Source organism: Parapontixanthobacter aurantiacus (assembly GCF_009827635.1).
Taxonomy (GTDB): domain Bacteria; phylum Pseudomonadota; class Alphaproteobacteria; order Sphingomonadales; family Sphingomonadaceae; genus Parapontixanthobacter; species Parapontixanthobacter aurantiacus.
On sequence record NZ_WTYW01000006.1, the window covers coordinates 63,117 to 85,281 of the forward strand.

Here is a 22,165-nt window from a genome sequence, read left to right on the forward strand (position 1 = left end):
TTTCGCGATGCTTCACGATTGCCTCTTGCCTTAGCCGCGTTAGAGAGGCTGTGAAAAGGGGGCAGCGATGGTCGCTCAGGCGGATGGCGAGACGAAGGGCGGGCTGGTAACGATCGAGTTGCCGGTCTGGTGGACGCTTGCCGGCCTGATCGGTGGATTGATCGCCGGGATAGCGACGATCGACACCGCGCTGGCCGAACCGTTGCTCTCACTTGCCGGCCCGATCGGATCGATGTGGCTGCAGGCGCTGCAAATGACGATTATTCCGCTGGTCGCCGCGCTCCTCGTCATGGGTATTTCGCAACTGGCCGAAGCTGCACAGGCGGGTCGGACCGCGCGCAGAATGCTGCTCCTCGTATTCGCTGCGCTGTTCGTGGGCGGCCTCGCAACGCTCATCCTGTTTCCGCTTTTGCTCGAGTTATTTCCGATACCCATTTCGGCCGGTGCATTTCTGTCGCAGCAACCCGGGGAGGCGCAGGAAGTACCGGGTATCGCCGAGTTTCTCACCTCGCTGATCGCGCCGAACCTGTTCGCTGCCGCTGCCGAGACGGCGATGCTGCCGCTGACGATCTTCTTCGCGATCCTGGCACTCGCGTTGCAACGTATTCCGGCAGAGCAACGCGAAATTCTCCTGCGCTTCTTCCACGCGCTCGGCAACGCGATGCTCATCATCATCGGCTGGGTGTTGTGGCTTGCGCCGATCGGCGTGTTCGCTCTTGCCGCGGGAGTTGCCGCACGGGCCGGAAGCGGGGCATTCGCTGCCCTCGCGCATTATATCGGCGTCGTTTCCGCCATGGGACTCGTCGTGCTCATCCTTGCCTATGGCTTGGCGTTATTCGGTGGAAGAGCCTCACTTGCCCGGTTCGCCAAGGCTGCCTTGCCGGCACAGACCGTTGCCATATCCACGCAAAGTTCGCTAGCGAGCCTGCCGGCGATGCTCGATAGTGCGCGCCGTCTGGGGATCCGGTCGGATGTGGTCGAATTCGTGCTACCCCTCGCGGTCGCGATCTTCCGCGCGACGAGCCCGGCCATGAACCTCGCCGTCGTTCTGTATATCGCGGCGCTCGGAGGGGTGGAGCTGACCCCGGTCACGATGATGGCGGGGCTGCTCGTCGCCTTCATCATTTCGGTCGGCTCGGTAAGCTTACCGGGATCCATCAGTTTCGTCATTTCGATCGGACCCATCGCCCTTGCGATGGGCGTCCCGATCGAGCCGCTCGCACTGCTCGTCGCCGTCGAAATGCTGCCCGACATCATGCGTACGCTCGCAAACGTGACCATGAATCTGGCCGTGACGAGCGCGGTTGCAAAAGGGGAGTAACGTCATCACGATCAGCTCTTCTGGCAAGCGACGAAAATCGCATCTGTCGCTGCAACGAACCGCAGGGTCGTGCGTTGTTAACCATGAACGCAGATTACCATAAAATCGAAGGAGGGCATCTTGGCCTTTAAACTCATCGAACTTCCCTATTCCGAGTCCGCGCTGGATCCCGCGATTTCGTCGGAAACGATCAGCTATCACTACGGCAAGCACCATCAGGCCTATATCGACAAGACCAATTCGGCGATCGAAGGAACCGATCACGAGAACAAGTCCTTGAAGGAAGTTATTGCGGCTGCCCGCGGTAGCGATCAGGGCCTCTTCAATAATTCAGCACAGAGCTGGAACCACGGGTTCTACTGGCATTCGCTGTCCGGTGAGACGACGCATCCTTCCGAGGAACTCGAAACGATGATCAAGCGCGATTTCGGTTCGACCGACGAGGTAAAGAGCAAGCTGGAAGAGCGCGGCGCCGGGCATTTCGCGAGCGGCTGGGTCTGGCTCGCTGAGAAGGACGGCAAGCTGTCCATCGAGGAAACGCATGACGGCGATACGCTAGCCGATAGCGACTTCAATCCGCTCCTGACGATCGACGTATGGGAACACGCCTACTACCTCGACCACCAGAACAAGCGCCCTGAATATCTGAAAGCCGTTTTGAAGGACAAGTTGAACTGGTCCTTCGCCTCGGAAAATCTCGCACGCGGAACGGCGTGGGAATACCCTTCGTAAAGCATCCCCAAAGCAGTGTACTGGCCTGTTGCAGCTTCATGTTGCAACAGGCCATTTTTTTGGAGCTTTCGCTAAATTACTGCGGCGTATCGACCGGCGGGGAATCCTGCTCGTCGGACGAATAGCCTAGCGCAAACACGTTGCCTGCAAACAGGGGTTCGCCAAAGACGAACCCGACAAGGTTCGGTCTGCCGACATGATCGAACAGTGCCGTCAGGGTCAGAAGGATGGGCACCGAGAGAAGCGCTCCGAAGAAACCCCAGATCCAGCTGAAGTAGCTTAGCGCGATGAGGATCATCACAGGGTTCATCGTGAACCGTGCCCCGAGGATCGACGGCGTAACGAAATTTGCCTCGACCGTATGCAGGGCGAGATAGGCGATCGCGGGGATCAAACCGAGAAGGATGGTCTCGGACGTCCCGATGCCGAACAGGCTGAGCAGAAGCACCATGGCCAGCGGCCCGACATAGGGCAGGAAATTGAGGATCATGGCGAGACCGCCCCACATGACCGGCGCTTCCACGTCCATGGCCCATGCGCCAAGCGCCACGATGACTCCCACGCCTGCATTGATCCAGCCGACCGTAAGGATGTAGGCAGCGACGCGATCCTGCACTTCACGGATGACTCGCGCCGCCTTCACGCTCGAACTCAGCGATGCGCGGTCGAAAAGGAGATGCTGCCGCAGCCTTACCCGCGCTTCGATCATGAAGAAGGCCATGAGGAAGGCGAGCAGCACCTCGAGCAATGCGCTAGGCGTTGCGAAAGCCAGTTCTTCCAGCAGGCTCGGATTCTCCAGCACGACCTGCTGCGATGTCTCGCCCATTAACTCGTTCAGCTTGTCGTTGATCTGCCCGATCCAGCCGAAGCGTTCGCGGACCTCCATGAACCGCTGACCGACCTGGTCGATCATCGCAGGAGCGCGATCGATCAGCGCCACAGCCGGTTGCAGAATGAGGGCAAGGGCTAGGATGACGATGCCGAGGAACACCAGAATGGCGGTGAGCGAGGCCAGTACATTCGGAATACCGAACTCAGCGAGACGGTCGGCAAGCGGCGAGAGAATGATCGTCAGGATAATCGCCGAAACGAGCGGCAGGAACACGACCGAGCCGATCGACAGCACGAACGGTATGGCAAGGAACAATCCGATGCCGAGCAGCAGGACGAGTGCGGATATCAGCCGCAATTCCTGCGCTGCGAAGGTGGCGCGAAGGTTTGTGCGGGGAGGAGCGTCGCTACCCGGGCGTTGATCCGTCTGTTCGATGACCCTTTTTCCGTCGTCCATGGCCGATCTCAGACCGGTGACGGATCAGGGCCGCGCGGCGATACCATTTCCGGCCGCGACGTCGTCGAGTTCCTCCAAGATCGCGCGATGGGCTGCATCGTCGTCGAGCGAGCGCTTTGGAATGTCTCCGTCGCTCAGCATCGAATTCAATGCTGCACGTGCACGCCCAACCCGGCTCTTGATCGTGCCGATCGCACAGCCGCAGATCTCCGACGCTTCTTCGTAGGAAAAGCCGCCAGCGCCGACGAGCAGCAATGCCTCGCGCCGCTCAGGCGGAAGGGTAAGCAGTGCGCGATGCATATCGGAAAGGTGGATCGGTTCTTCCTGTCCGGCAGGCGCAGTCAGGATGCGCTCCGCGACGCCTTCGTCATATTCTCCGCGAAAGCGGTTGCGGCGCATATCGGTAAGATACGCATTGCGAAGGATAACGAAGGTCCATGCGCGCATTGACGTACCCGGTTCGAACCGCTCCTGCGCAGCCCAAGCCTTGAGCATGGTTTCCTGAACGAGATCGTCGGCCATGTCGGCACGACCGCACAACCCGCGCGCGAAGGCACGCAGGTGCGGCACCACCTCGGTGAGTTCTTTCTTGAAATCGGCCTTCTGCGAAGCCGTACGCTTGGTCGCCCCCATCAGTTGCCTTTGTCCAGTTTCGACAGCAGATCCTTAAAGCTGTCAGGTAATTCCTCGTCTACCACGGAATCATACATATGTCGCAAGCCATCTGCCCATTCGGGTTTAGCACCGCCTGCAGGCCGCTTAATCGAGGTTTGTCCCAATTTCTCGCCCTTTTCAGAGGTTTTCTGCTTGGGATTGGATGATTTCGAATTCATATATGAGCATTAATCTTTATTAAACAAGGAGGCAAAGGCTTCTTCGTTTGTGTGGAGCGTTAACGCTGCGACAACGCTGGCAGAGATTGGGGAACGATACGATTTCTCTATTGTTCCCTGCCTTGAGTAACACCTGATAATCCCTGCCATAGTGGCCCATCGGACCGCGTCAAGCAGAGCCCGCAGACGAGAAAGGTATTGGCCTCCAAACGCCATTTCGACTGACGTGAAATCCGCCGCTACGAACAATACGACGAGCTCGACCCGCAAATGGCTCGTCCGTTATCCTCGAGCAGTATCCGTCGGCATCTTTCTGCTCGTCGCCGCCATCACCGCGATGAGCGTGTTCGCGGTAGAGCGGGGCGAACAGGACAACGAGCGGATCGAAATGATTAGCCTGTCCGAGACGATCGCGTCCTCGCTCGCGCTCAACATCGCTACCAACACGTCCTATCTACGCGCGGGGGCCGCTCTGTTCGGATCGAACGAGACCATCTCGCGCCAGACATTCGGGCGCTTCATCGACGAATTGCGCGTCAATGCCGGTTATAGCGGAGCGGAAGGCATCGGCTGGGCGCCGATGATACGGCCAGCGCAATTGCCAGAGTTCGAAGAAGCCCTCGTCCAGTCCAATGCGGCGACAACGTCCGTCTATCCCCGCCTCGATGAGCGATCCCGCGACCGCCTCGTACCGATCAAGTACCTCCAGCCGAACACGGCACGCAATCGGCGGGCGATCGGCTTCGACATGTATTCCGAGCCTGTCCGGCGCGAAGCGATCCAGGAAGCGACCCGGCGTGTCGAACCGACGGCGAGTGGTCGCGTCGTGCTGGTCCAGGAAGGGGGCGGCGACGAACCCGGTTTCCTCACCTACATGCCGGTCTTCGCCAACAACAATTATCGCGACGTCAAAGGTTACGTCTACAGTCCGTTCAATGCGCGCGATTTCCTGAGGGCGAGCCTAGAAACCGAAGAGCTGCAACGCGACGGCATGGGCATCTATCTTTACGATACGTCCGTCGCGGAAGAGAATTTGCTCGCACGGATCGCCCCGCAGACAGAGACCGGAGAGTATTACACGCGCGAGATAGAAATCGCGAACCATCCCTTCGTGCTGGTCGTCGAATCGACCCGCGGTTCAGCCCTTTCCTACCTCTCCTTGCTGACGCTGTTCTTCGGACTGGCCGTCGCAAGCCTCCTCATGCTGGTCGCTCGCCTGATGACGAAACAGGCGATGGAAGACGAGAAGACGCTCAATTGGCTGCACGAACAGAACTCGATCCGCAATTCGTTGACGCGCGAGCTTAATCATCGCGTCAAGAACACGCTCGCGAACGTTCTTTCGATCATTGCATTGACCCGGCGCCGGGCGGACAATCTGGATGAGTTCGCGGATTCGCTCGACGGGCGTATCAGGGCACTCTCGGCGACACACGATCTGCTGACGCAATCGGACTGGAATACGACGCCGGTGGAAGCGGTCGTCGATGCCGAACTCGCGCCCTATGCGCAGACGAGCGAGAACATGATCGATCGCAGCGGTCCGGATGTCGAACTTGCTCCGAACGACGCGCTCTCGCTCGGCATGGCTTTGCACGAACTGGCGACGAATGCCGCGAAGTACGGCGCGCTCAGCAAACAGACTGGCAGGGTCCGGATCACGTGGGAACTGATCGAGGAAGGTTTGGCGCGGCTAGACTGGGTCGAAACAGGCGGACCTCCTGTATCCGACACGCGCGAGCGTGGCTTCGGCACCGATCTTATCGAGAAGATCGTCGCGCACGAATTGCGCAACCCGGTCGACCTCGTGTTCGACCCGACCGGCGTTCGCTGCTCACTATTGGTACCTGTCAGAAACCGCGGGGCGTTCCAGCTCAGGGCGGAGCGCGCTCGAAAAGGCGAGGGCAGGCTCAAAGGAAAAACGCCGCAGACCTGACAAGGTCCGCGGCGCTTCACCGAAACGAATTTGATCAGCGTTATTCGGCGTTCTTGCTGCCGAAGAACAGCGCCTGGCTGATTGCCGCGCGCACCGTCTGTTCCTGGAAAGGCTTCGTCACGAGATAGGTTGGCTCGGGACGATCGCCAGTCAGCAGGCGTTCGGGATAGGCAGTGATGAAAATGACCGGTACGTCGCCCATGCTGAGGATGTCATCGACCGCGTCGAGGCCCGAGGAGCCATCGGCGAGTTGAATATCTGCAAGCACGAGGCCGGGTGTCTTCTCTGCCACGACTTCCTGCGCCTGCGTGCGGGTTGCGGCGGTTCCGCAAATGTCATGACCCAGCGATTTGACGAGATCTTCGAGCTGCATCGAAATGAGCGGCTCGTCCTCGATGATAAGAACTTCCGTGTTCGATTCCCGGTCGATCTCCTCGACTGCGGTCTGCACGAGATCGGAAGTCTCTTCCGGCGTCATTTCCATGATCTGCGCGGCTTCCTCGATGCTGAAATCTTCCAGCGTCGTCAGAAGTAATGCCTGCCGATTGAGAGGCGTGACGGCATTAAGGCGCGCCTGCGCACCCCTTTTCGCTCCATCCTGTGCGGTATCATCCTGCGGAACTTCGAGATAGGCCGAGGACCACATCTTGTTGAACGCGGCGTATAGCGGAACGCGGCCCCCATCGAGAGACTGTTTGAGCTTGTCGTCAGCAAGCGCGGCTTCGAGGGTGGCCCTAACAAACGCATCCCCGGTTGCCTGCGATCCGGTAAGGGCACGCGCGTAGCGACGAAGGTAAGGCAGGTTTTTGGCTATCTGGTCGCCAAGCGACATAAAATTCTCCCGATAATGGCGGTGGCTGAACGGTCCGTCCAATACAAGGTTCCGCCCGTTGATCGCGGTTGCTGGCTGAAAGCCCTATGCGTTTTGCATACTTACGCAACCGATACTTCTGGCATCGTGTGGTCTAGCTGGTCAGACCCGAAGATTTGGGGGCCTCGTGCTTTCTCCTATCAAAGGTTCAGTATTGTTCAAACCGTTCAAATTGTTACCTTTTTTGATGGCGGCGAAAAATTTTGCCTATTTTCCGTTGCTGGGGGGAACCCAATAGTCGGGCGCGCATTTTCTTATTGTCACCGCCGAGACCCCCCCTCCCGTCCAAGCGGCTGGTGATACGATCCCGAAAGGCCTTCGCTCATAAAGAGCGGAGGCCTTTTTTCTTGAGGCTAGCGCAAGTCGACCGGTAGTCGGTCGCCGGGTTGTGTTTGGAGATTGCGCCCAAACCAAGTCCTAGTGCGAATTAAGCGAAATTGGCTATCAGCGAATGACGCGGCGCAATCGCGAGATAAGGCCGGTGCGTCGCGGCTGCCTTACGACGGCGAGCAGTTCCTCGGCGTCATAGGGTTTTTCGAGAACCGGGCCCATGGCGGCAATCTGTTCGGGAATGTCCTGCGGGGCGCCGGTCGAGAAGATCACCCGCGGAGCGTTGGGCTTCATCGATTCGACCAGTTCCGCAATCGCCCAGCCATCGTCGCTGTCGGCGAGATGGACATCGATGATGACAAGTTTGGGCTTTCGCGTCGAAAGGGCGCGCATGGCATCTTTCGTAGAAGCGCAAATTTCCACCTCGGCGATGCCCGCGTCGTGCAGGGCATCTTCGATCATCATGGCGAGCACCGCGTCGTCCTCGGCGACGACCACGTGCTGCGGCAGAACATAGTCGCCTGCTTCGTCAGACTTCTCGTTGCTCTTTTCGATGGAACTGCTCCCTCGGCTGCGCCGGGCCACCGGTGGTTCCCGTTCGCAATATCCGAACGGCGTCGCGCCGTTTGAGGTTCCCGGATGTTCTGCGTGAAAAAAGGAATTCGAGTTAGAGGTTTTTTCGATAGATGACGTATTCGCGATTGATCTCGCTATCGATCATTTCGGCAATGGCAACCATACCCTTGTTGTCGTCGAGGATCCAGCCGATCTCGCCCCGCTTCGAACCGTATTTCTCGTCGGAAACACGGCGTATCTCGTCGATCATCATGAAGGCAAGCTGGCTCGCCAGCCGCGAATTGTGAAACTCGCGAAGCACGCCCATCAACGGCACGCGCATACCTGAACCGGTCGGTTTTCTCAGCCATTTCAGCATCCGGACCCAGCCGAAGGGAAACAGCTTCCCGTCGATCCGCTGGAGGACGTGGTTCATGTCGGGCAGCGTCATCATGAAGGCGACCGGCCGTCCATCCAGTTCCGCAATCCGGTTGATGTCGGGGTGGAGGATCGGCTTCATCTTCTTTGCGGCATAGGCGATTTCCGCATCGGTGAACGGAACGAAGCCCCAGTTGCCCGACCATGCATCGTTGAGAATGGCAAGCACGGTCCGCACTTCTTCCTCGTAGCGCGACTTGTCGAGCGGGCGCACTTGGATGCGCTCGTTGTTCGTACCCGATTTGACGATCCGCTTGACGATCGGCGGAAAGTCGCGGTCGACCGGCAGCGAGTAGGTGTAGAGCGACTTTTCCGGCTCGTATCTGGCGTTCTCTATCCATTCGCGGTAAATGGCCGGGTGATGCCCCATCATGATCATCGGCGGCTCATCCTGCCCGCGAACCAGCAGGCCCGGCTCCTCCCAGATGGATAGCGAGATCGGGCCGAGGCATCGGGTGACGCCCTGCGATCGAAGCCAGTTCTCGGCCGTGTCGAGCAGCTGCCCGGCCACTTCCTCGCTTTCGGCATCGAAGTAACCGAAGAAGCCGCTGCCGGGTCCGAAGCCCTGTTCGACCGGCATTTTCTCGGCTTCGTGGTCGATATGCGCCGCGATCCGCCCGACCGGCTTGTCGCCGCGCATGGCAAGGAACAGCTGGACTGTCGCATGCTGGAAAAACGGGTTTTTCGCAGGATCGACGAGCTCGATTTGCTCGGAGCGCAGCTGCGGAACGTGGTTCGGAACCGCTCTCGAAAATGCTCGGCCCGTATCGACGAAACGAACGCGCGCTTCCTTGCCCCCGACGGGAACGATGACCACTTCCGTATTGCTCACGATGCCCCTCGTTCAGCTACGATTAGCGCTGTTCCTGCTTCCCCTTGCCTTGTCAAGAATCGGCGCCACATGGGTACTCGTCCGGCGAAGGAACGCCGGGTCTGTCCCGATTGCGGAAATTACGCTAAGGGCGTCGCAGGATAACGTGATGAAATACCATTCGACCTTCGAACCCGCCTCTCCGGTCGAGGCCCGTCCCATCGACCGGGAGCGCTTTCGCACGTCCGACGACAAGGACATGCTCCGCGCGGCGCGTGACCTTACGAAGGACATCAACGAGCCCAGCGCGACGGTTTACTGGAGCGATTTGCTACTTTCGTCCAGCATCGGATACGCGGCCCTGACAGGCGCCATCCTCGTATCGAGCGTTCCCCTTGCCGTCACTCTCGGCATCGTGGCGGCGCTGGCGCTGTATCGTGCGCTGCTGTTCATTCACGAATTGTCGCATATTCACCGCAACGCCCTGCCGGGCTTTCGGTTGGCGTGGAACGCTCTTGTCGGCATACCGCTTTTGACGCCGTCCTTCATGTATGAGGTCGTCCACACGCTTCATCATGCGCGAACTCGCTACGGAACGAAGGACGACCCCGAATATCTGCCGCTCGCTCTGATGAAACCCTGGAGCCTGCCTCTGTTCGTTTTCATCGCCTTGCTCGCGCCGGTCGCCTTCATTGTCCGGTTCGCCCTGCTCGTGCCGCTAGGTGGCGTGATACCGGCCATTCGGCGGCTGACCTGGCAGCGTTTCTCCGCATTGTCGATCAATCCCGAGTTCCGTCGTCGCCCGCCGGAAGGCGATCTGAAAAAGCGCGTTCTGTGGCAGGAGATCGGCGGAGCCATCTGGGCATGGTGCCTTATCGGCAGCGTCTTCGCTTTCGGGTGGAAGCCGCTTCTCGTCGCGCTCGCCGTCTTCTCCCTGACTGCCATCCTGAACCAGTTGCGCACGCTCGTGGCACATCTCTGGGAAAACGAAGGCGAGCCGATGACGGTGACGGCGCAATATCTGGACTCGGTCAACATCCCGCCGCCCGGTCGAATCGCGGAAATCTGGGCACCGGTCGGGCTGCGCTATCATGCGCTGCACCACCTGATGCCGAGCATGCCATACCACTCCCTGCCCGAGGCGCATCGGCGTATCGCAGCCCATCTCGGAGCAGGCTCGACGTTCGACGGAGCGAATCACAAAGGCATGGTTACGCTCGTCACGCGCATCGCGCGCAGCACGATGACACGGCGCTAATCGTTATTTCTGACTAGGCTGCCAACGGACGGCGCCCGGCGCAGTTCATTCCTCTTCATCGGCGACGTCGGTATTGACCATGTTGTCGTCCGGCCGGCCGCCCTGACCGTCGATCTCGACATCGTCCTGCGTATCGCCGACCTCGTTGTCCGGAACCGGCCCGCTTCCGTCGTCTACCACGACAGGAGCCGAGGCGCGTTCCTCAAAAGTAGTATCGGCGACCTCGTCCTCTCCTCCGCCACATGCCGCAAGCGGAAGGAGCAGAACACTGGCGAAAAGCGTCGATCGGTTCATCATTCATTCCCTTCGTAATCTGACGCTTCGACGTTTCAGCGTCGTCGCCGTTCCCATGAGCACGTCTAGAGGAACCGTATCATGGCGAGGCGCTTAGCGATCGGAAGGCCGGCTCTTTCGGCATCCGCCATGCCCGCGGCGAGCCTTCGATGGGCTTTGAGATCGACGACTTCGACAAAGCCGTGCCGCTCGTAGAACGGGGCATTCCACGCGATGTCGCGAAAAGTTTGCAAGGTTATCGCCGCAAAACCCGAGTTCACCGCATCGATGATGAGCGCGCGCAGCAATCCCCCGCCGATGCCCTGCTGCTGACAGGAGCGACGAACGCTCAACTCATGCAGGTGCAATTCGCGCCCATGCGGGCGACAGGCGGCAAAACCGACCGGCTCGTCTGCCACCAGCGCGACGAGGCAATGTCGCTTTGCGATAAGGGTCCGATAGTCCTCCGCAGAAGTCGCCGGCGGCATCGCGCCCCCCGCGAGCGAAGGTTCTTCTGCGAAAAGCCGCGCCGCATCCTCTTCTATCGCGCTCATCGCTTCGGCATCTTCTGGTCTCGCCAGCCTGAGCGACCAGTTCATTCCTCCGTCCGAACCAGCACCGTTTCACCGATGAGAAGGAACAGCAGGAACGGCGCCCAGGCGGCGAGGAAGGGCGGATAACCGCCGAAGCTGCCCATCGCGAGCGCTGCATTGTCGATCACGAAATAGGCAAATCCCAACGCCATCCCGATGAGCGCGCGCACGAACAACGCACCGGAACGGGCAAGCCCGAAGGCTGCTATCCCGCCGAGCAGCGGCATCAGGAACGCCGAGAGCGGGCCGGACAGTTTGTGCCACCAGCGGGCCCGCAGGGTACTGGTGCTGCGACCCGCCTCCTCATAGGCGTCGATCGATTGCGAGAGTTCGAAGAACGACTGCGCATCTGGATCGACGCTCGTCAGATCGACCTGATCGGGCGTTACCTGCGGCGCGACGGTAATCTGCGGCACGGTTCGCAATCCGGCATTCTCGACCGTGAAGCGGCGCGCGTCCGTCAGTTGCCAGCCCGGATTGGCGAAGGTTGCGCGGTCGGCACGGATCTGCTCGACGATCAGGCCATCGGGACCGCGCCGATACCACGTCACGCCGCGCATCACGATGTCCGCGCCGGTCCCGCTGAGACTGGCAGCCGAGAGGACGTTCTCCCCATCGGTCAGGTAAAGGTTGCTTCGCGCATCGTCGGAGGCGGGGATGACCCCGTAATCGCTCGCTTCCCATGCCTTGAGGGTCGCCGTCGCCCGCGTAACGACGCGCTCGTTGAAGAGGAAGCTCACCGCGGAGACCGCCAATGCCGTGAGCAGGAGGGGCGCGAGGATCTGATGCGCGGATAGACCTGCCGCCTTCATCGCGATGACCTCGCTGTTCTGGTTCAGCACCAGCAGGGTCAGGATGGTGGCGAGCAGCACGGAGTAAGGCAGGAACTGCGCCATTAATTGCGGCCCCCTCAGGCCCGCGTAAATCAGCAGTTCGCCCTGGCCGTTGCCTTCTGCGGCCAGAATGTCGCCGGTGGAGGCCAGCAGGTCGAGCATCAGAAGGACGAGGACGAGCATTACCAACACGGCGGCAATCCGCACGATGAACAGCTTCGCGAGATAGAAGGTAAGCGTCTTCGAGGGGAAGAAATCGAGTTGCACGGGTTATCGGCTTCCTATTCCGCTGCCGACAATTCGCCGACATCGTCCGCCGTTCGGATGCCCTGCCGCCGTCGCCGACGTTTGAAGAACCTGCCGAAAGCCTTGCCGATCTTCGCAGCGAATGTCTCGAGCGCACCGATCGCCTGACCGCCCGGAACGTAGGCGACGCGGTAATACATCCAGACGATGAGAGCGGCGAAGATGAAGAACGGCAGCCACAGCGCCACGACCGGGTCGACCCGCCCCAGCGAGGCAATGTCTTCGCCGTACTGATTGACCTTGTGGTAGGCGACCACCATCACGATCGAGACGAAGACGCCCAGCGCGCTCGTCGATCGTTTGGGCGGAATGCCGAGCGCCACCGCAAGCAGCGGCATGAGCAGCATCATCACCACCTCGACGAGGCGAAAATTGAAGCTCGCCTGGCTCGCATCGCGCTTCGCTTCGGGCTGGTCGGGACTCCACCCGACGCGCAGCAATTCGGGCAGGATATACTCCCGCTCTGCATCGCCGCGCCCGCGGAATTCCTCGATCCGTGGCAGGTCGATGGGCAGGTCGTGGCGGGAGAAACTGAGCACGCGGGGCGCTTCTGCATCCTCCTCCATGCTGCCCATGTCCTGTACGATTGTGCCATTCGTCAGCCGCAGGATGATCGTGTCGGGGCTGTCGCTGGTGGCGAGAAACGAGCCTTCTTCCGCCGAAATGGACAGGACTTCTCCGCGGCTATTGGCGACGCGGGCGAAGATACCGTTGAGGCGCGTGCCCTCATCCTCGCTCTCTTCGATGCGCAAGGCCATCCGGTCGGCGAGGGAGGTGAATTCGCCCACCTTGATCGATGCACCGAGCGCGCCCGAGCGAAGTTCATACTCCAAAGTCTCGTAATAATAGCGGCTTAGGGGCTGAACGTAGAAAACCAGCGCGACGTTCACCGCCACCAGCAGGGCGGTAATGATGTAGGGAACGCGCAGCAGCCGCCCGTAACTCAGCCCGACCGCGCGCATCACGTCGAGCTCGCTCGAGGTCGCGAGCTTGCGGAAGGCGAGCAGGATGCCGAGCAGCAATCCCAACGGGATCGCGAGGCTCGCATATTCGGGAAGAAGGCTCGCCAGCATCTTGAACACGACGCCCACCGGACCGCCTTCGGTCGAGACAAACTCGAACAAACTCAACATCTTGTCGAGCAGGAGAAGCGACGCCGCCAGCGCGAACACGCCCAGCATCGGCACGATCACGAGCCGGAAAATATAGCGGTCGACCGAGGGAATGAAGTTGAACAAGGGGGCGGGACTATCACGGTTCTGGCTGGCGGGGGCGACCATCGATAGCGCGAAAAAGCGCCGCGGTCATGGGTAAATCCGCCCTTTTTCGCTTACCTTTCGGGTGCGCGCTTCATTGATGCCTAAAAGGGGTTCAATGATGCCGAGGACAGGGCAAGGCGCGGGGACGCCCGCGCAAGCCTCACCAGAACCGGCTGCCGGGAATGCCCTTGAACGGACCCGCTTCGTAACGCGAAATCCAACCGCCATAAAAGCCGCCCGGCTGCGGCGTGATCTGTTCGCCATCGACGCGGCAGGCATCGAAGGGCTCGGGGTAGAAGGCGAGATGATCGCGAATGGGAGCGAAAGGAGCGGTCGGCTCGGGATAGCTCCACGCGACCCCTTCGAGGCGCTCGCCTGCAATCGTGACGTCGTGATAGCGCGCCTGCCCCTTCCATTCGCATAGCGAGCGCCGCTTGTTGGGCGTCACATGGTCCATCGCGATGTCGGCGGGCGGGATGTAGTAGGTCGGCGGGTGGCTGGTTTCGAGCGTCCGCCACGCATTGCGTGTATCCGCGAGGGTCACACCGCGATGGATTATCTCGATATGGCGGTCGGTCGGTTCGCAGATCGCGGGGCGCGGATAGTCCCAGACGCTTTCCTGACCTTCCCCAACGGGATCGGGTTTGGGGCGCGGCAGCATCAGGCGCGCCCGACGGACCTCAGGCCTTTTCGAGCGTGCACTGCAGCGGATGCTCGTTCTGCTGCGCGAAATCCATCACTTGATGGACCTTGGTCTCGGCCACCTCGTAGGGAAAGACGCCGCAGACGCCGACACCCTTCTGATGGACGTGAAGCATGACACGCGTCGCTTCTTCCAGATCCATCTTGAAGAACCGCTTCAGTACCATGACGACGAATTCCATCGGGGTGTAGTCGTCATTGAGAAGCAGCACCTTGTACTGGCTGGGCTTCTTCGGCCGCGTCTTGGTCTTCGTCGCTAGGCCGACCTGACCATCACCCTGGCCGTCGCCGGGCTTGCCGTCATCCTCTCCTTCGCCCGCCATCCGGAAACGCGCAAGGCTGCCTGTTACCGGTGCGTCAGGCGCGAGGTGCTGAGAGGGATCGGCGGGGAAGAGCGGATATGGAGGCTGCGTCATTTCGCGGAACAATATCGTATCGCCAGCCGAAAACGCAAGATGGTCACCCGCAAAGATGGCTCGTTCCGCCGAGCCGCGGGTTCCGGGTTCGCGCCCGAGACGAAGAGGCGCCGGGCAACAGAAAAGGGGCCGGACATCTGCTGCCCGGCCCCCTTCATTGTCTTTAGCTGCGCTGGCGTGGAACCGGCGCAGGGCCCGTTCAGGCTGCCTTCGAAACCTTTTCGACGGCAACGCTCACCCGGTTGGAGATCGGGGCGAAGGCGTCGTTCATCAGCTTCATCATGGCTTCGGTGTTCTTCGAAGTCTGCGTGATCATCGCGTCGAAGTTGCGACGGACCATCTCGCCCTGAAGCTGCATCAGTTCGCTCGGGTTCTTGACGGCAGCCATCTGCTTCACGTCGGCAGTCATCGTTTCGTATGCCGACTTGGCATCTTCGACGGCCGTGCGGCTCATGTCCTGGAGACCTTCGCTCCAGACTTTGCCGGATTCGACGGCTGCTTCGACGTTGCCCTTGGCAAGTTCGCTCATTTCGCCAGCCATGCCGGTCGACTTGTCGAACGCTGCCTGCAGGCGGCTCTGCATGTCGGCGGCGGCTTCGGTGAACGAAGCGGTATAGTTGGGAATGCTTACGGTATCGGTCATTTTCACTTCCTTGGTCTTCTTGATTTCAACTGGTTTGATCGAGGGCTTCGCCGCCGGCTTTTTCGGTGCGGCGGTTTTCACGGGCGCCGCAGGTTTCGGAGCCGGCTTCTTTTCGGCTGGCTTCTTCGCGACGGGCTTCGCCTTCTTCACTGCCTTGGCAGATGGTGACTTCGTCGCCGCTACTTTCTTCGCGGCGGCTTTCTTCGGCTTGGCCTTCGCAGGCTCTGCCTTGTCCGCCTTCACTTCAAGAGCGGTGCTTTCCGCGGTCTTCTCTGCGGCTGCGTCGCTTGCAGGTGCGTCGGCATCGACAGCTTCGGCAATCTTCTTGATGTTCACCGAGCCGGACGCGGCGTCGGCATAAGCGCGCTCTGCGGCGGCGTCGCCGGGCGCATCATTCTTCGTATCGGCCATAAGTTCCTCGGTCATGTTGCACTGCACAAATAGCAAATGCAGCGCAAATGTCAAGGATTATTGTGCAGCGCAACATAAGCGCGTAATTGGCAGAATACGGCGGCTTTCAGCGTGCCATGACGTAACGTCCGGGCGCGTCTTCGATTACATTGTCGTTCTTTCCGCCCGGCTTGCGCTTGCCCTTGGCAGAGACAGTGGTGCCGTCATGGCTTTTGAGCCATTGCAGCCAGTTCGGCCACCAGCTTCCGGGATGTTCGGTCGCCCCTTCGACGAATTCGTCGAGCGTATCCACCGCGTCCTCGTTGGTCCAGTACTGGTACTTGTTCGCGTCGGGCGGGTTCACCACACCGGCGATATGGCCCGATCCAGCGAGGACGAAGCGCACCGGCCCGCTGAAATGATCGGTCATCTTCCAGACGCTTGCCGCAGGGGCGATATGATCCTCCCGCCCGGCCTGGATATAGGTGGGCGTCTTGACCAGCGTCAGGTCGATCGGCGTTCCGTCAATGCTAAGTTCGCCGGGCTTTGCCAGCTTGTTGTCGCGATAGAGATCTTCGAGATAGCTCCTGTGCCACTTGCTAGGCAGGTTGGTGACGTCGCCGTTCCAGTGCAGCAGGTCGAAAGCCGGGTAATCCTCTCCCAGCAGGTAATTATTGACGACGTAGTTCCAGATGAGGTCGGTGCCGCGCAGCATGTTGAAGGTTGCGGCGAGCAATCGCCCGTCGGTATAGCCGTCGGTCGAAGCCGCCTGCAGCGCCGCGATCTGGTGATCGTCCACGAAATGCAGGAGGTCGCCCGCATCCTCGAAATCGACCTGCGCGGTGAAGAAGGTTGCGCTCTTCACCTTGTCGGCATCGCCGCGCTGTTCGAGCAGCGAGAGGGTCGCAGCGAGCGTCGTGCCGGCGACGCAATAGCCGATCGTATGGACGGCAGGCACGTCGAGGCGTTCGCGAACGACGTCGATCGCCTCTATCTGCGCGTCGATGTAATCGCTCCACTCGACATCGGCGAGGCTCGCATCGGCGGACTTCCAGCTTACCATGAACACGGTGACGCCCTGTTCCACCGCCCAGCGCACGAAGCTCTTTTTCTCGTTCAGATCGAGGATGTAGAAGCGGTTGATCCAGGGCGGGAAGATGACCAGCGGCGTCTCCAGCACCTTGTCGGTCGTCGGCGTGTACTGGATGAGCTGATACATCCGCGTTTCGTGCACGACCTTGCCCGGCGTGACGGCGATGTTTTTGCCCAGTTCGAACGCCTTCGCATCGGTGTGCGACAACTGTCCCCGCGCAAGGTCCGCCATCAGATGTTCCATGCCCTTGACGAGGTTCTGACCGCCCGTTTCCAGCGTCCTTTCGAGGACGACCGGGTTCGTCATCGGAAAGTTCGCGGGCGACATCGCATCCGTCATCGCCTTGGTGAAGAAGCGCATCTGTTCGCGCTTCTCCTCGGGCAGATCGTCGAGTTCGTCGACCATCTCGCTCATCCGCTGCGCCATCATCAGATAGGTCTGGTGGATGAGGGCGAAAGCGGGATGCGCGCGCCAGCGATCGTCCGCGAACCGCTTGTCCTTGAGCGGCATCGCGTCCTTGTCCGGCACGGCGACGCCGTCAGCTTTGCCCGTCGTCGCACCGAGCGCCATGCCGGGGGCGAACCCGTAGAGGTTCATCACCCGCTGCCACATATCCATGCTCTCTTCCCACATCGCCTTCTGGCGATCCGGGCTGGCGAAGGGCGAGCGGGCGAACCACTCCTGCATCATCGCCATATATTGCGCAGGGTCGGCCATCGTCGCCATCTGCGTCGCACCGTCTCCGGGTTGTGGAAGAGCGAGGCCCATCGCCTTCCACTGCTCCTGCAATCGTTCGGCGATCTCCTGCCACTGGCTCATGTCGGGCAGGGTCGCGGGCGGCATCTGCATCAGCGGATTGGCGGGCAGGAACGGTGCCCACATCCGCTGCATTTGCTGAAAGGCTTTGGCGGGGGCCTCGTACATGTTCGTGAAGGGATCGGGGGTTTCGGTCTTCTCGGTCATCGCTCTGCCATTTCCTGCGCCGCCGCCTGTCCGACTTTCGGAGGTGGACGGGATCGTTCCTGTTATAGCAACCATAACGCATCAACGGGAGACATTGCACCGCGAACAAGTATGCTTCACTATGCCGCGCCGATAGCGCAATAAAGTTGCCCGTATCTTTACAGATTTTCACGACGAGTCCCGATGAACAGCGAATTTTACCGGATGAAGCGCCTTCCGCCCTACGTGATCGCGGAGGTGAACCAGATGCGCCATGCCGCGAGGCAGGCAGGCAAGGACATCATCGATCTCGGCATGGGCAATCCCGACCAACCGCCGCCCAAGCACGTGATCGACAAGCTGTGCGAAGTCGCCGCCAAGCCCGACGCACACGGCTATTCGCAGTCGAAGGGTATACCGGGATTGCGGCGCGCGCAGGCGAATTACTACGCCAACCGGTTCGGGGTGGAGCTCGACCCGGAAAGCGAAGTGGTCGTCACGATGGGTTCGAAGGAGGGGCTGGCGAGCCTCGCCAATGCGATCACCGCGCCGGGCGACGTCATTCTCGCGCCCAATCCGTCCTACCCAATCCACACCTTCGGCTTCATCATCGCGGGCGCCACGATCCGCTCCGTTCCGGTGACGCCCGACGAGCATTACTGGAAGGCGCTGGACGCCGCGATGGCCTATACCGTCCCGCGTCCCAGCGTGCTGGTCGTCAACTATCCCTCCAACCCCACCGCCGAAGTGGTCGATCTCGCCTTTTACGAGCGGCTCGTCGCATGGGCGAAGGAGAACGAGGTCTGGGTCCTGTCCGACCTCGCCTATTCCGAGCTCTATTTCGACGGCAAGCCCACTCCTTCGATCATGCAGGCAAAGGGGGCGAAGGACGTCGCGGTCGAGTTCACCTCGATGTCCAAGACCTATTCGATGGCCGGCTGGCGGATGGGCTTCGCGGTCGGCAACAAGCAGATGATCGCCGCGATGACGCGGGTGAAGAGCTATCTCGATTACGGCGCCTTCACTCCGATCCAGGCCGCCGCCGTGGCCGCGCTGAATGGCCCGCAGGACATCGTGGAACAGAACCGCAAGCTTTATCACAAGCGGCGCGACGTGATGGTCGAGTCGTTCGGCCGTGCCGGGTGGGAAATTCCGCCGCCCGCCGCCTCGATGTTCGCCTGGGCCCCGCTGCCCCCTGCCTTTCGCGACATGGGCAGCCTCGAATTTTCGAAGCAATTGCTCATGCATGCCGAGGTCGCGGTCGCGGCCGGGGTCGGCTATGGCGAGGAAGGCGAGGGCCATGTCCGCATCGCGATGGTCGAGAACGAGCAGCGGCTGCGTCAGGCGGCCCGCAACATCAAGCGTTTCTTCAAGGAACGCGGCGTCAACAGTTGAAAGGAGAGGGCGACGTCATGAGCGAGAAGCAGACGTTCCACGACCGGGTTTCGGTCGAACGGCAGGACGATGGCGTGGCGCAGGTGCGCCTCATGCGTCCCGACAAGATGAACGCGCTCGATCCGGCGATGTTCGACGGCATCATCGCGGCGGGCGAGCATCTGTGCGAAGCGAAGGGCGTGCGCGCCGTCGTGCTGTCGGGCGAGGGCCGATCCTTTTGCGCAGGCATCGACATCACCACCTTCGGCGATGCCGGCAAGAACGAGGGCCAGCCGATCATCGCGCGCACCCATCGCAACGCCAACAAGTTCCAGGAAGTGGCGATGGTCTGGCGGCGCGTGCCCGCCCCCGTCATCGCGGCGATCCACGGGGTGTGCTTCGGCGGCGGGATGCAGATCGCCAGCGGGGCCGACATTCGTATCGCTCACCCCCAGTCGCGCATGGCCATCATGGAAATGAAGTGGGGCCTCGTCCCGGACATGGGCGGCTATGCACTGTGGCGCGGCCTCGTGCGCGACGACGTCTTGCGCGAACTCGTCTATACCAATCGCGAGTTTTCCGGCGAGGAAGCGGTCGGGCTGGGCCTTGCGACCCGCTGCGCCGACGATCCGCTGGCCGAGGCGAATGCGCTTGCCGCCGAAATCGCCAGTCGCAACCCGCAGGCGATCCGCGGGGCCAAACGGCTCGCCAATGCGATGCAGGACGATGACACGGATGCCTTGCTACTGGCGGAAAGCGAGGAGCAGAGCGCCATCATTCGCCAGCCGAATCAGGTAGAGGCGGTCATGGCCGGGATGCAGAAGCGCGCCCCCGTCTTCAGTGACTGAAGGCCGTCTGGTCGCAAATCTTCGCCAAAACGAACAAGTTCGCCCCATTGCGGGACAGATTTGTCGGCGCGCGCTGGGAATCCGGATTCAAAGTTGCCGGAGGGGCAAAAGGCGAATAGCCAGAACCTCTTAACCATAAAAATAAAGGAAGAGGATCATGCTCAAGCCCCTCGCTCTGTCGGTTTCGCTGGCTCTTGCCGCGACGGCCATGCCGCTGCATGCGCAGGACGACAATCTCGGAACCAACCCCGAAAACAACAACCAGGTGTCCTCGATAACCGTGTTCGGTGACAGCCTCGTGGATGCGGGCAATCTCAACTTCGTCGATCCGAGCCGTGCGCCCGCTTCGCTCGGATATTTCGATGGCCGCTTCACCAACGGCTACGATTACACCGACCTCCTGAGCATCCAGCTATTCGGCACGCCGACCACCGCTTCGCTCGAAGGCGGGACGAATTTCGCATGGGGCGGGGCGCGCGCGACGACGACGTCCCCCGTGCCCGATCTGACCGAACAGCTCGGCGCTTATGGGGCCTACCTCGCAGGAGGCGGCACGGTCGATCCGACCGGTCTCTACGTCCTCAACTTCGGCGGCAACGATATTTTCGCGGCAGCAGGTTCGGGCGCACCGACTGGTTTCGGAAGCGATACCGAATTCCTGCTACAGGCAGCATCCAACTATGCCGGTGCGATCCAGACATTGTCGGATCTCGGCGCGACTAATTTCCTCATCACCGGCTTTCCGAACGCCGCGCCCGGCCAGATCGAATTTTCGCTGGAAGCGGAGGTCTATCTGTTGAGCGAGATTTCCAATCTGAACCTCGCTTCCAGCACGAATATCAATTTCTTCAGCTACCTCGATTTCTTCGGGCGACTGTCGGCCGATCCGACGCAGTTCGGCCTGCCGGCTGACCTGAACTTCAACACCCCTTGCCTGCAGGCCGGCCAATCGCCCGATTGCACGGGTTACTTCTCCTTCGATGGCGTCCATCCCACGGCGCAGGTCCATCAGGCGCTGTATTCCGACATCCAGTCGCAATTCGGCTTCTCGGCAGCAGTGCCTGAGCCTGCGACATGGCTGATGATGCTGATCGGTTTCGGCATGGTCGGCGCGGGGATGCGTCGCCGCAAGCCGGCTCAGGTCACTTACGCTTTTTCCTGAGCGACGCGCTGGAGAGAAACGGGGGCGGCCCTTTGCGGGTCGCCCTTTTTCGTGAGGGCCGTGCCTGTTCGTAGTTCCCGGTTCTCAGCCGAAGATCGCGACCGATTGCATCCCGGCCAGCATCTGCTTGCCGTCCGCATTCCACAGCCGCAGCCGCTCGCTTGAATAGCCGTTATCGGCGTGGTCGCTCGCATTCTCGGTAAGCCACCAGCCATCGGTCGTCTGCGGCTCGGTATCGAGCACGTTGAACGACCAGTTGATCGAGCTGAGCGGGCCCTGCCGCTGCATCGCCCGCATCGCGCCGGGGGGCAGGGTATCGCCGATCAGGACGAGCCGCGAGAGGGGATCGAGCTCTTCACCATGCTTCAGCCTGATCCAGCGCCGCACGACCGGTTCGCCCGGCCCGGAAAACTCCTGCGCGCGGCGAACTTCGTAATTGCCTTTGAGGAAGCTCGGCGCCGCATCCACCGCGACCATCTCGTTCTCGTCCGGAGAGCCGGGCCAGTTCTCCGGCCTGGCCGCGGGATGGACCGCATTGGGTTCACGCGTCTCTCCGAACAGCCAGTAGGCGGTAAGCGCGACCTTGCCGTCCACCAGCAATTCGCTGCGGATCTGCGCGACATTGCGACCCCGGCGGACCGTTTCGGCGCGGGCGGAAAAGCGGTCGCTGACCGGCGCGACGAAGGCGATCTGCGCTGCCCGCAGGGGCGGCAGGTCGGGAAAGGCGCGCAATGCGGCGGTGTAGGCGATGAGCGCCGACATCCCGCCATACATGGTGCGGCCCTGCATCCAGCTATCGGCATCGGCGAGGGTGACTTCGTTTCCGTCCGGCTGAACGGCTTCCAGCATCTTGGCAATCGTCATGATGTCTCGGGTCCATAACGGCGCGGGCGAAATGCACAATCGCCAAAACAAGCGGATTGCCTTCGCGGCCCGTGCGCGCTATCGGGCGCACTTC

22 protein-coding genes are annotated in these 22,165 nt (G+C 61.0%); 7 read left to right on the forward strand and 15 right to left on the reverse strand.

All coding sequences use genetic code 11. The annotated features are described in order from the left end of the window. Nucleotides 1-67: 67 nt before the first annotated feature. Nucleotides 68-1,321, forward strand: a complete 1,254-nt coding sequence (locus tag GRI38_RS13600) for a dicarboxylate/amino acid:cation symporter (protein WP_160685318.1) — start codon at nucleotides 68-70, stop codon at nucleotides 1,319-1,321. Between the two features lie 120 nt (nucleotides 1,322-1,441). After that, a complete protein-coding gene (locus GRI38_RS13605; protein ID WP_160685321.1) occupies nucleotides 1,442-2,053 on the forward strand; it encodes a superoxide dismutase in 612 nt (203 codons plus the stop codon). 76 nt (nucleotides 2,054-2,129) lie between these two features. Here GRI38_RS13605 and GRI38_RS13610 read toward each other — a convergent pair whose 3' ends face one another. The 3 genes from GRI38_RS13610 to GRI38_RS13620 are packed head-to-tail and all read right to left on the reverse strand — an operon-like array spanning nucleotide 2,130 to nucleotide 4,174. Beyond that, nucleotides 2,130-3,341, reverse strand: coding sequence for an AI-2E family transporter (locus tag GRI38_RS13610; protein ID WP_160685324.1), 1,212 nt, complete (start codon nucleotides 3,339-3,341; stop codon nucleotides 2,130-2,132). A gap of 24 nt (nucleotides 3,342-3,365) precedes the next feature. Further along, nucleotides 3,366-3,974 (reverse strand): sigma-70 family RNA polymerase sigma factor, encoded by a 609-nt coding sequence (locus GRI38_RS13615; RefSeq protein WP_160685327.1) that lies wholly within the window; start codon nucleotides 3,972-3,974, stop codon nucleotides 3,366-3,368. Beyond that, nucleotides 3,974-4,174, reverse strand: a complete 201-nt coding sequence (locus tag GRI38_RS13620) for a NepR family anti-sigma factor (protein ID WP_160685330.1) — start codon at nucleotides 4,172-4,174, stop codon at nucleotides 3,974-3,976. Before GRI38_RS13620 ends, GRI38_RS13615 begins: the two co-directional genes overlap by 1 nt. Before the next feature lie 226 nt (nucleotides 4,175-4,400). Between GRI38_RS13620 and GRI38_RS13625 the strand changes: the two genes are divergently transcribed. Beyond that, nucleotides 4,401-6,110: a CHASE domain-containing protein gene (locus GRI38_RS13625; protein WP_337191303.1), complete on the forward strand. Its 1,710-nt coding sequence runs from the start codon at nucleotides 4,401-4,403 to the stop codon at nucleotides 6,108-6,110. A gap of 40 nt (nucleotides 6,111-6,150) precedes the next feature. On the opposite strand, the gene GRI38_RS13630 is transcribed toward GRI38_RS13625, so the two are convergent. From GRI38_RS13630 to GRI38_RS13640, 3 genes are all read right to left on the reverse strand, one after another. Then, nucleotides 6,151-6,942 (reverse strand): response regulator, encoded by a 792-nt coding sequence (locus tag GRI38_RS13630; protein WP_160685333.1) that lies wholly within the window; start codon nucleotides 6,940-6,942, stop codon nucleotides 6,151-6,153. A gap of 483 nt (nucleotides 6,943-7,425) precedes the next feature. Beyond that, nucleotides 7,426-7,896 carry a response regulator gene (locus GRI38_RS13635; protein WP_337191304.1) on the reverse strand — a complete coding sequence of 157 codons (471 nt, stop codon included), beginning with the start codon at nucleotides 7,894-7,896 and terminating at the stop codon, nucleotides 7,426-7,428. Between the two features lie 82 nt (nucleotides 7,897-7,978). Next, a complete protein-coding gene (locus GRI38_RS13640) occupies nucleotides 7,979-9,136 on the reverse strand; it encodes an N-acetyltransferase (protein ID WP_160685336.1) in 1,158 nt (385 codons plus the stop codon). A 148-nt stretch (nucleotides 9,137-9,284) separates the two neighbouring features. On the opposite strand from GRI38_RS13640, the gene GRI38_RS13645 reads away from it, so the two are divergent. After that, on the forward strand, nucleotides 9,285-10,373 hold the full coding sequence (locus GRI38_RS13645; RefSeq protein WP_160685339.1) for a fatty acid desaturase family protein: 1,089 nt from the start codon (nucleotides 9,285-9,287) through the stop codon (nucleotides 10,371-10,373). Between the two features lie 45 nt (nucleotides 10,374-10,418). On the opposite strand, the gene GRI38_RS13650 is transcribed toward GRI38_RS13645, so the two are convergent. The 8 genes from GRI38_RS13650 to phaC form a co-directional block, all read right to left on the reverse strand. Beyond that, entirely contained in the window at nucleotides 10,419-10,670 is a 252-nt protein-coding gene (locus GRI38_RS13650) for a hypothetical protein (protein ID WP_160685342.1), read from the reverse strand. A gap of 62 nt (nucleotides 10,671-10,732) precedes the next feature. Then, a complete protein-coding gene (locus GRI38_RS13655) occupies nucleotides 10,733-11,245 on the reverse strand; it encodes a GNAT family N-acetyltransferase (RefSeq protein WP_160685346.1) in 513 nt (170 codons plus the stop codon). Continuing rightward, nucleotides 11,242-12,339 (reverse strand): LPS export ABC transporter permease LptG, encoded by a 1,098-nt coding sequence (gene lptG / locus GRI38_RS13660; RefSeq protein ID WP_160685350.1) that lies wholly within the window; start codon nucleotides 12,337-12,339, stop codon nucleotides 11,242-11,244. The genes GRI38_RS13655 and lptG overlap by 4 nt, the downstream gene beginning before the upstream one ends. Nucleotides 12,340-12,353: 14 nt before the next feature. Beyond that, complete coding sequence (locus GRI38_RS13665) at nucleotides 12,354-13,658, reverse strand: LptF/LptG family permease (protein ID WP_160685355.1); 1,305 nt, start codon at nucleotides 13,656-13,658, stop codon at nucleotides 12,354-12,356. A 139-nt stretch (nucleotides 13,659-13,797) separates the two neighbouring features. Beyond that, entirely contained in the window at nucleotides 13,798-14,298 is a 501-nt protein-coding gene (locus GRI38_RS13670) for a DUF427 domain-containing protein (protein ID WP_160685358.1), read from the reverse strand. A 19-nt stretch (nucleotides 14,299-14,317) separates the two neighbouring features. Then, complete coding sequence (gene clpS / locus GRI38_RS13675; protein WP_160685444.1) at nucleotides 14,318-14,662, reverse strand: ATP-dependent Clp protease adapter ClpS; 345 nt, start codon at nucleotides 14,660-14,662, stop codon at nucleotides 14,318-14,320. A gap of 292 nt (nucleotides 14,663-14,954) precedes the next feature. Next, nucleotides 14,955-15,824, reverse strand: coding sequence for a phasin family protein (locus tag GRI38_RS13680; protein ID WP_237487563.1), 870 nt, complete (start codon nucleotides 15,822-15,824; stop codon nucleotides 14,955-14,957). A gap of 91 nt (nucleotides 15,825-15,915) precedes the next feature. Beyond that, nucleotides 15,916-17,844: a class I poly(R)-hydroxyalkanoic acid synthase gene (gene phaC, locus GRI38_RS13685; protein ID WP_237487564.1), complete on the reverse strand. Its 1,929-nt coding sequence runs from the start codon at nucleotides 17,842-17,844 to the stop codon at nucleotides 15,916-15,918. A gap of 183 nt (nucleotides 17,845-18,027) precedes the next feature. On the opposite strand from phaC, the gene GRI38_RS13690 reads away from it, so the two are divergent. From GRI38_RS13690 to GRI38_RS14180, 3 genes are all read left to right on the forward strand, one after another. Further along, entirely contained in the window at nucleotides 18,028-19,218 is a 1,191-nt protein-coding gene (locus GRI38_RS13690; RefSeq protein WP_160685364.1) for an LL-diaminopimelate aminotransferase, read from the forward strand. A 17-nt stretch (nucleotides 19,219-19,235) separates the two neighbouring features. Next, complete coding sequence (locus GRI38_RS13695; protein WP_160685367.1) at nucleotides 19,236-20,045, forward strand: crotonase/enoyl-CoA hydratase family protein; 810 nt, start codon at nucleotides 19,236-19,238, stop codon at nucleotides 20,043-20,045. A 157-nt stretch (nucleotides 20,046-20,202) separates the two neighbouring features. Further along, nucleotides 20,203-21,207 carry an SGNH/GDSL hydrolase family protein gene (locus GRI38_RS14180; RefSeq protein WP_160685452.1) on the forward strand — a complete coding sequence of 335 codons (1,005 nt, stop codon included), beginning with the start codon at nucleotides 20,203-20,205 and terminating at the stop codon, nucleotides 21,205-21,207. An 84-nt stretch (nucleotides 21,208-21,291) separates the two neighbouring features. Here GRI38_RS14180 and GRI38_RS13705 read toward each other — a convergent pair whose 3' ends face one another. After that, on the reverse strand, nucleotides 21,292-22,071 hold the full coding sequence (locus GRI38_RS13705; protein ID WP_160685371.1) for a thioesterase family protein: 780 nt from the start codon (nucleotides 22,069-22,071) through the stop codon (nucleotides 21,292-21,294). Nucleotides 22,072-22,165 lie beyond the last annotated feature (94 nt).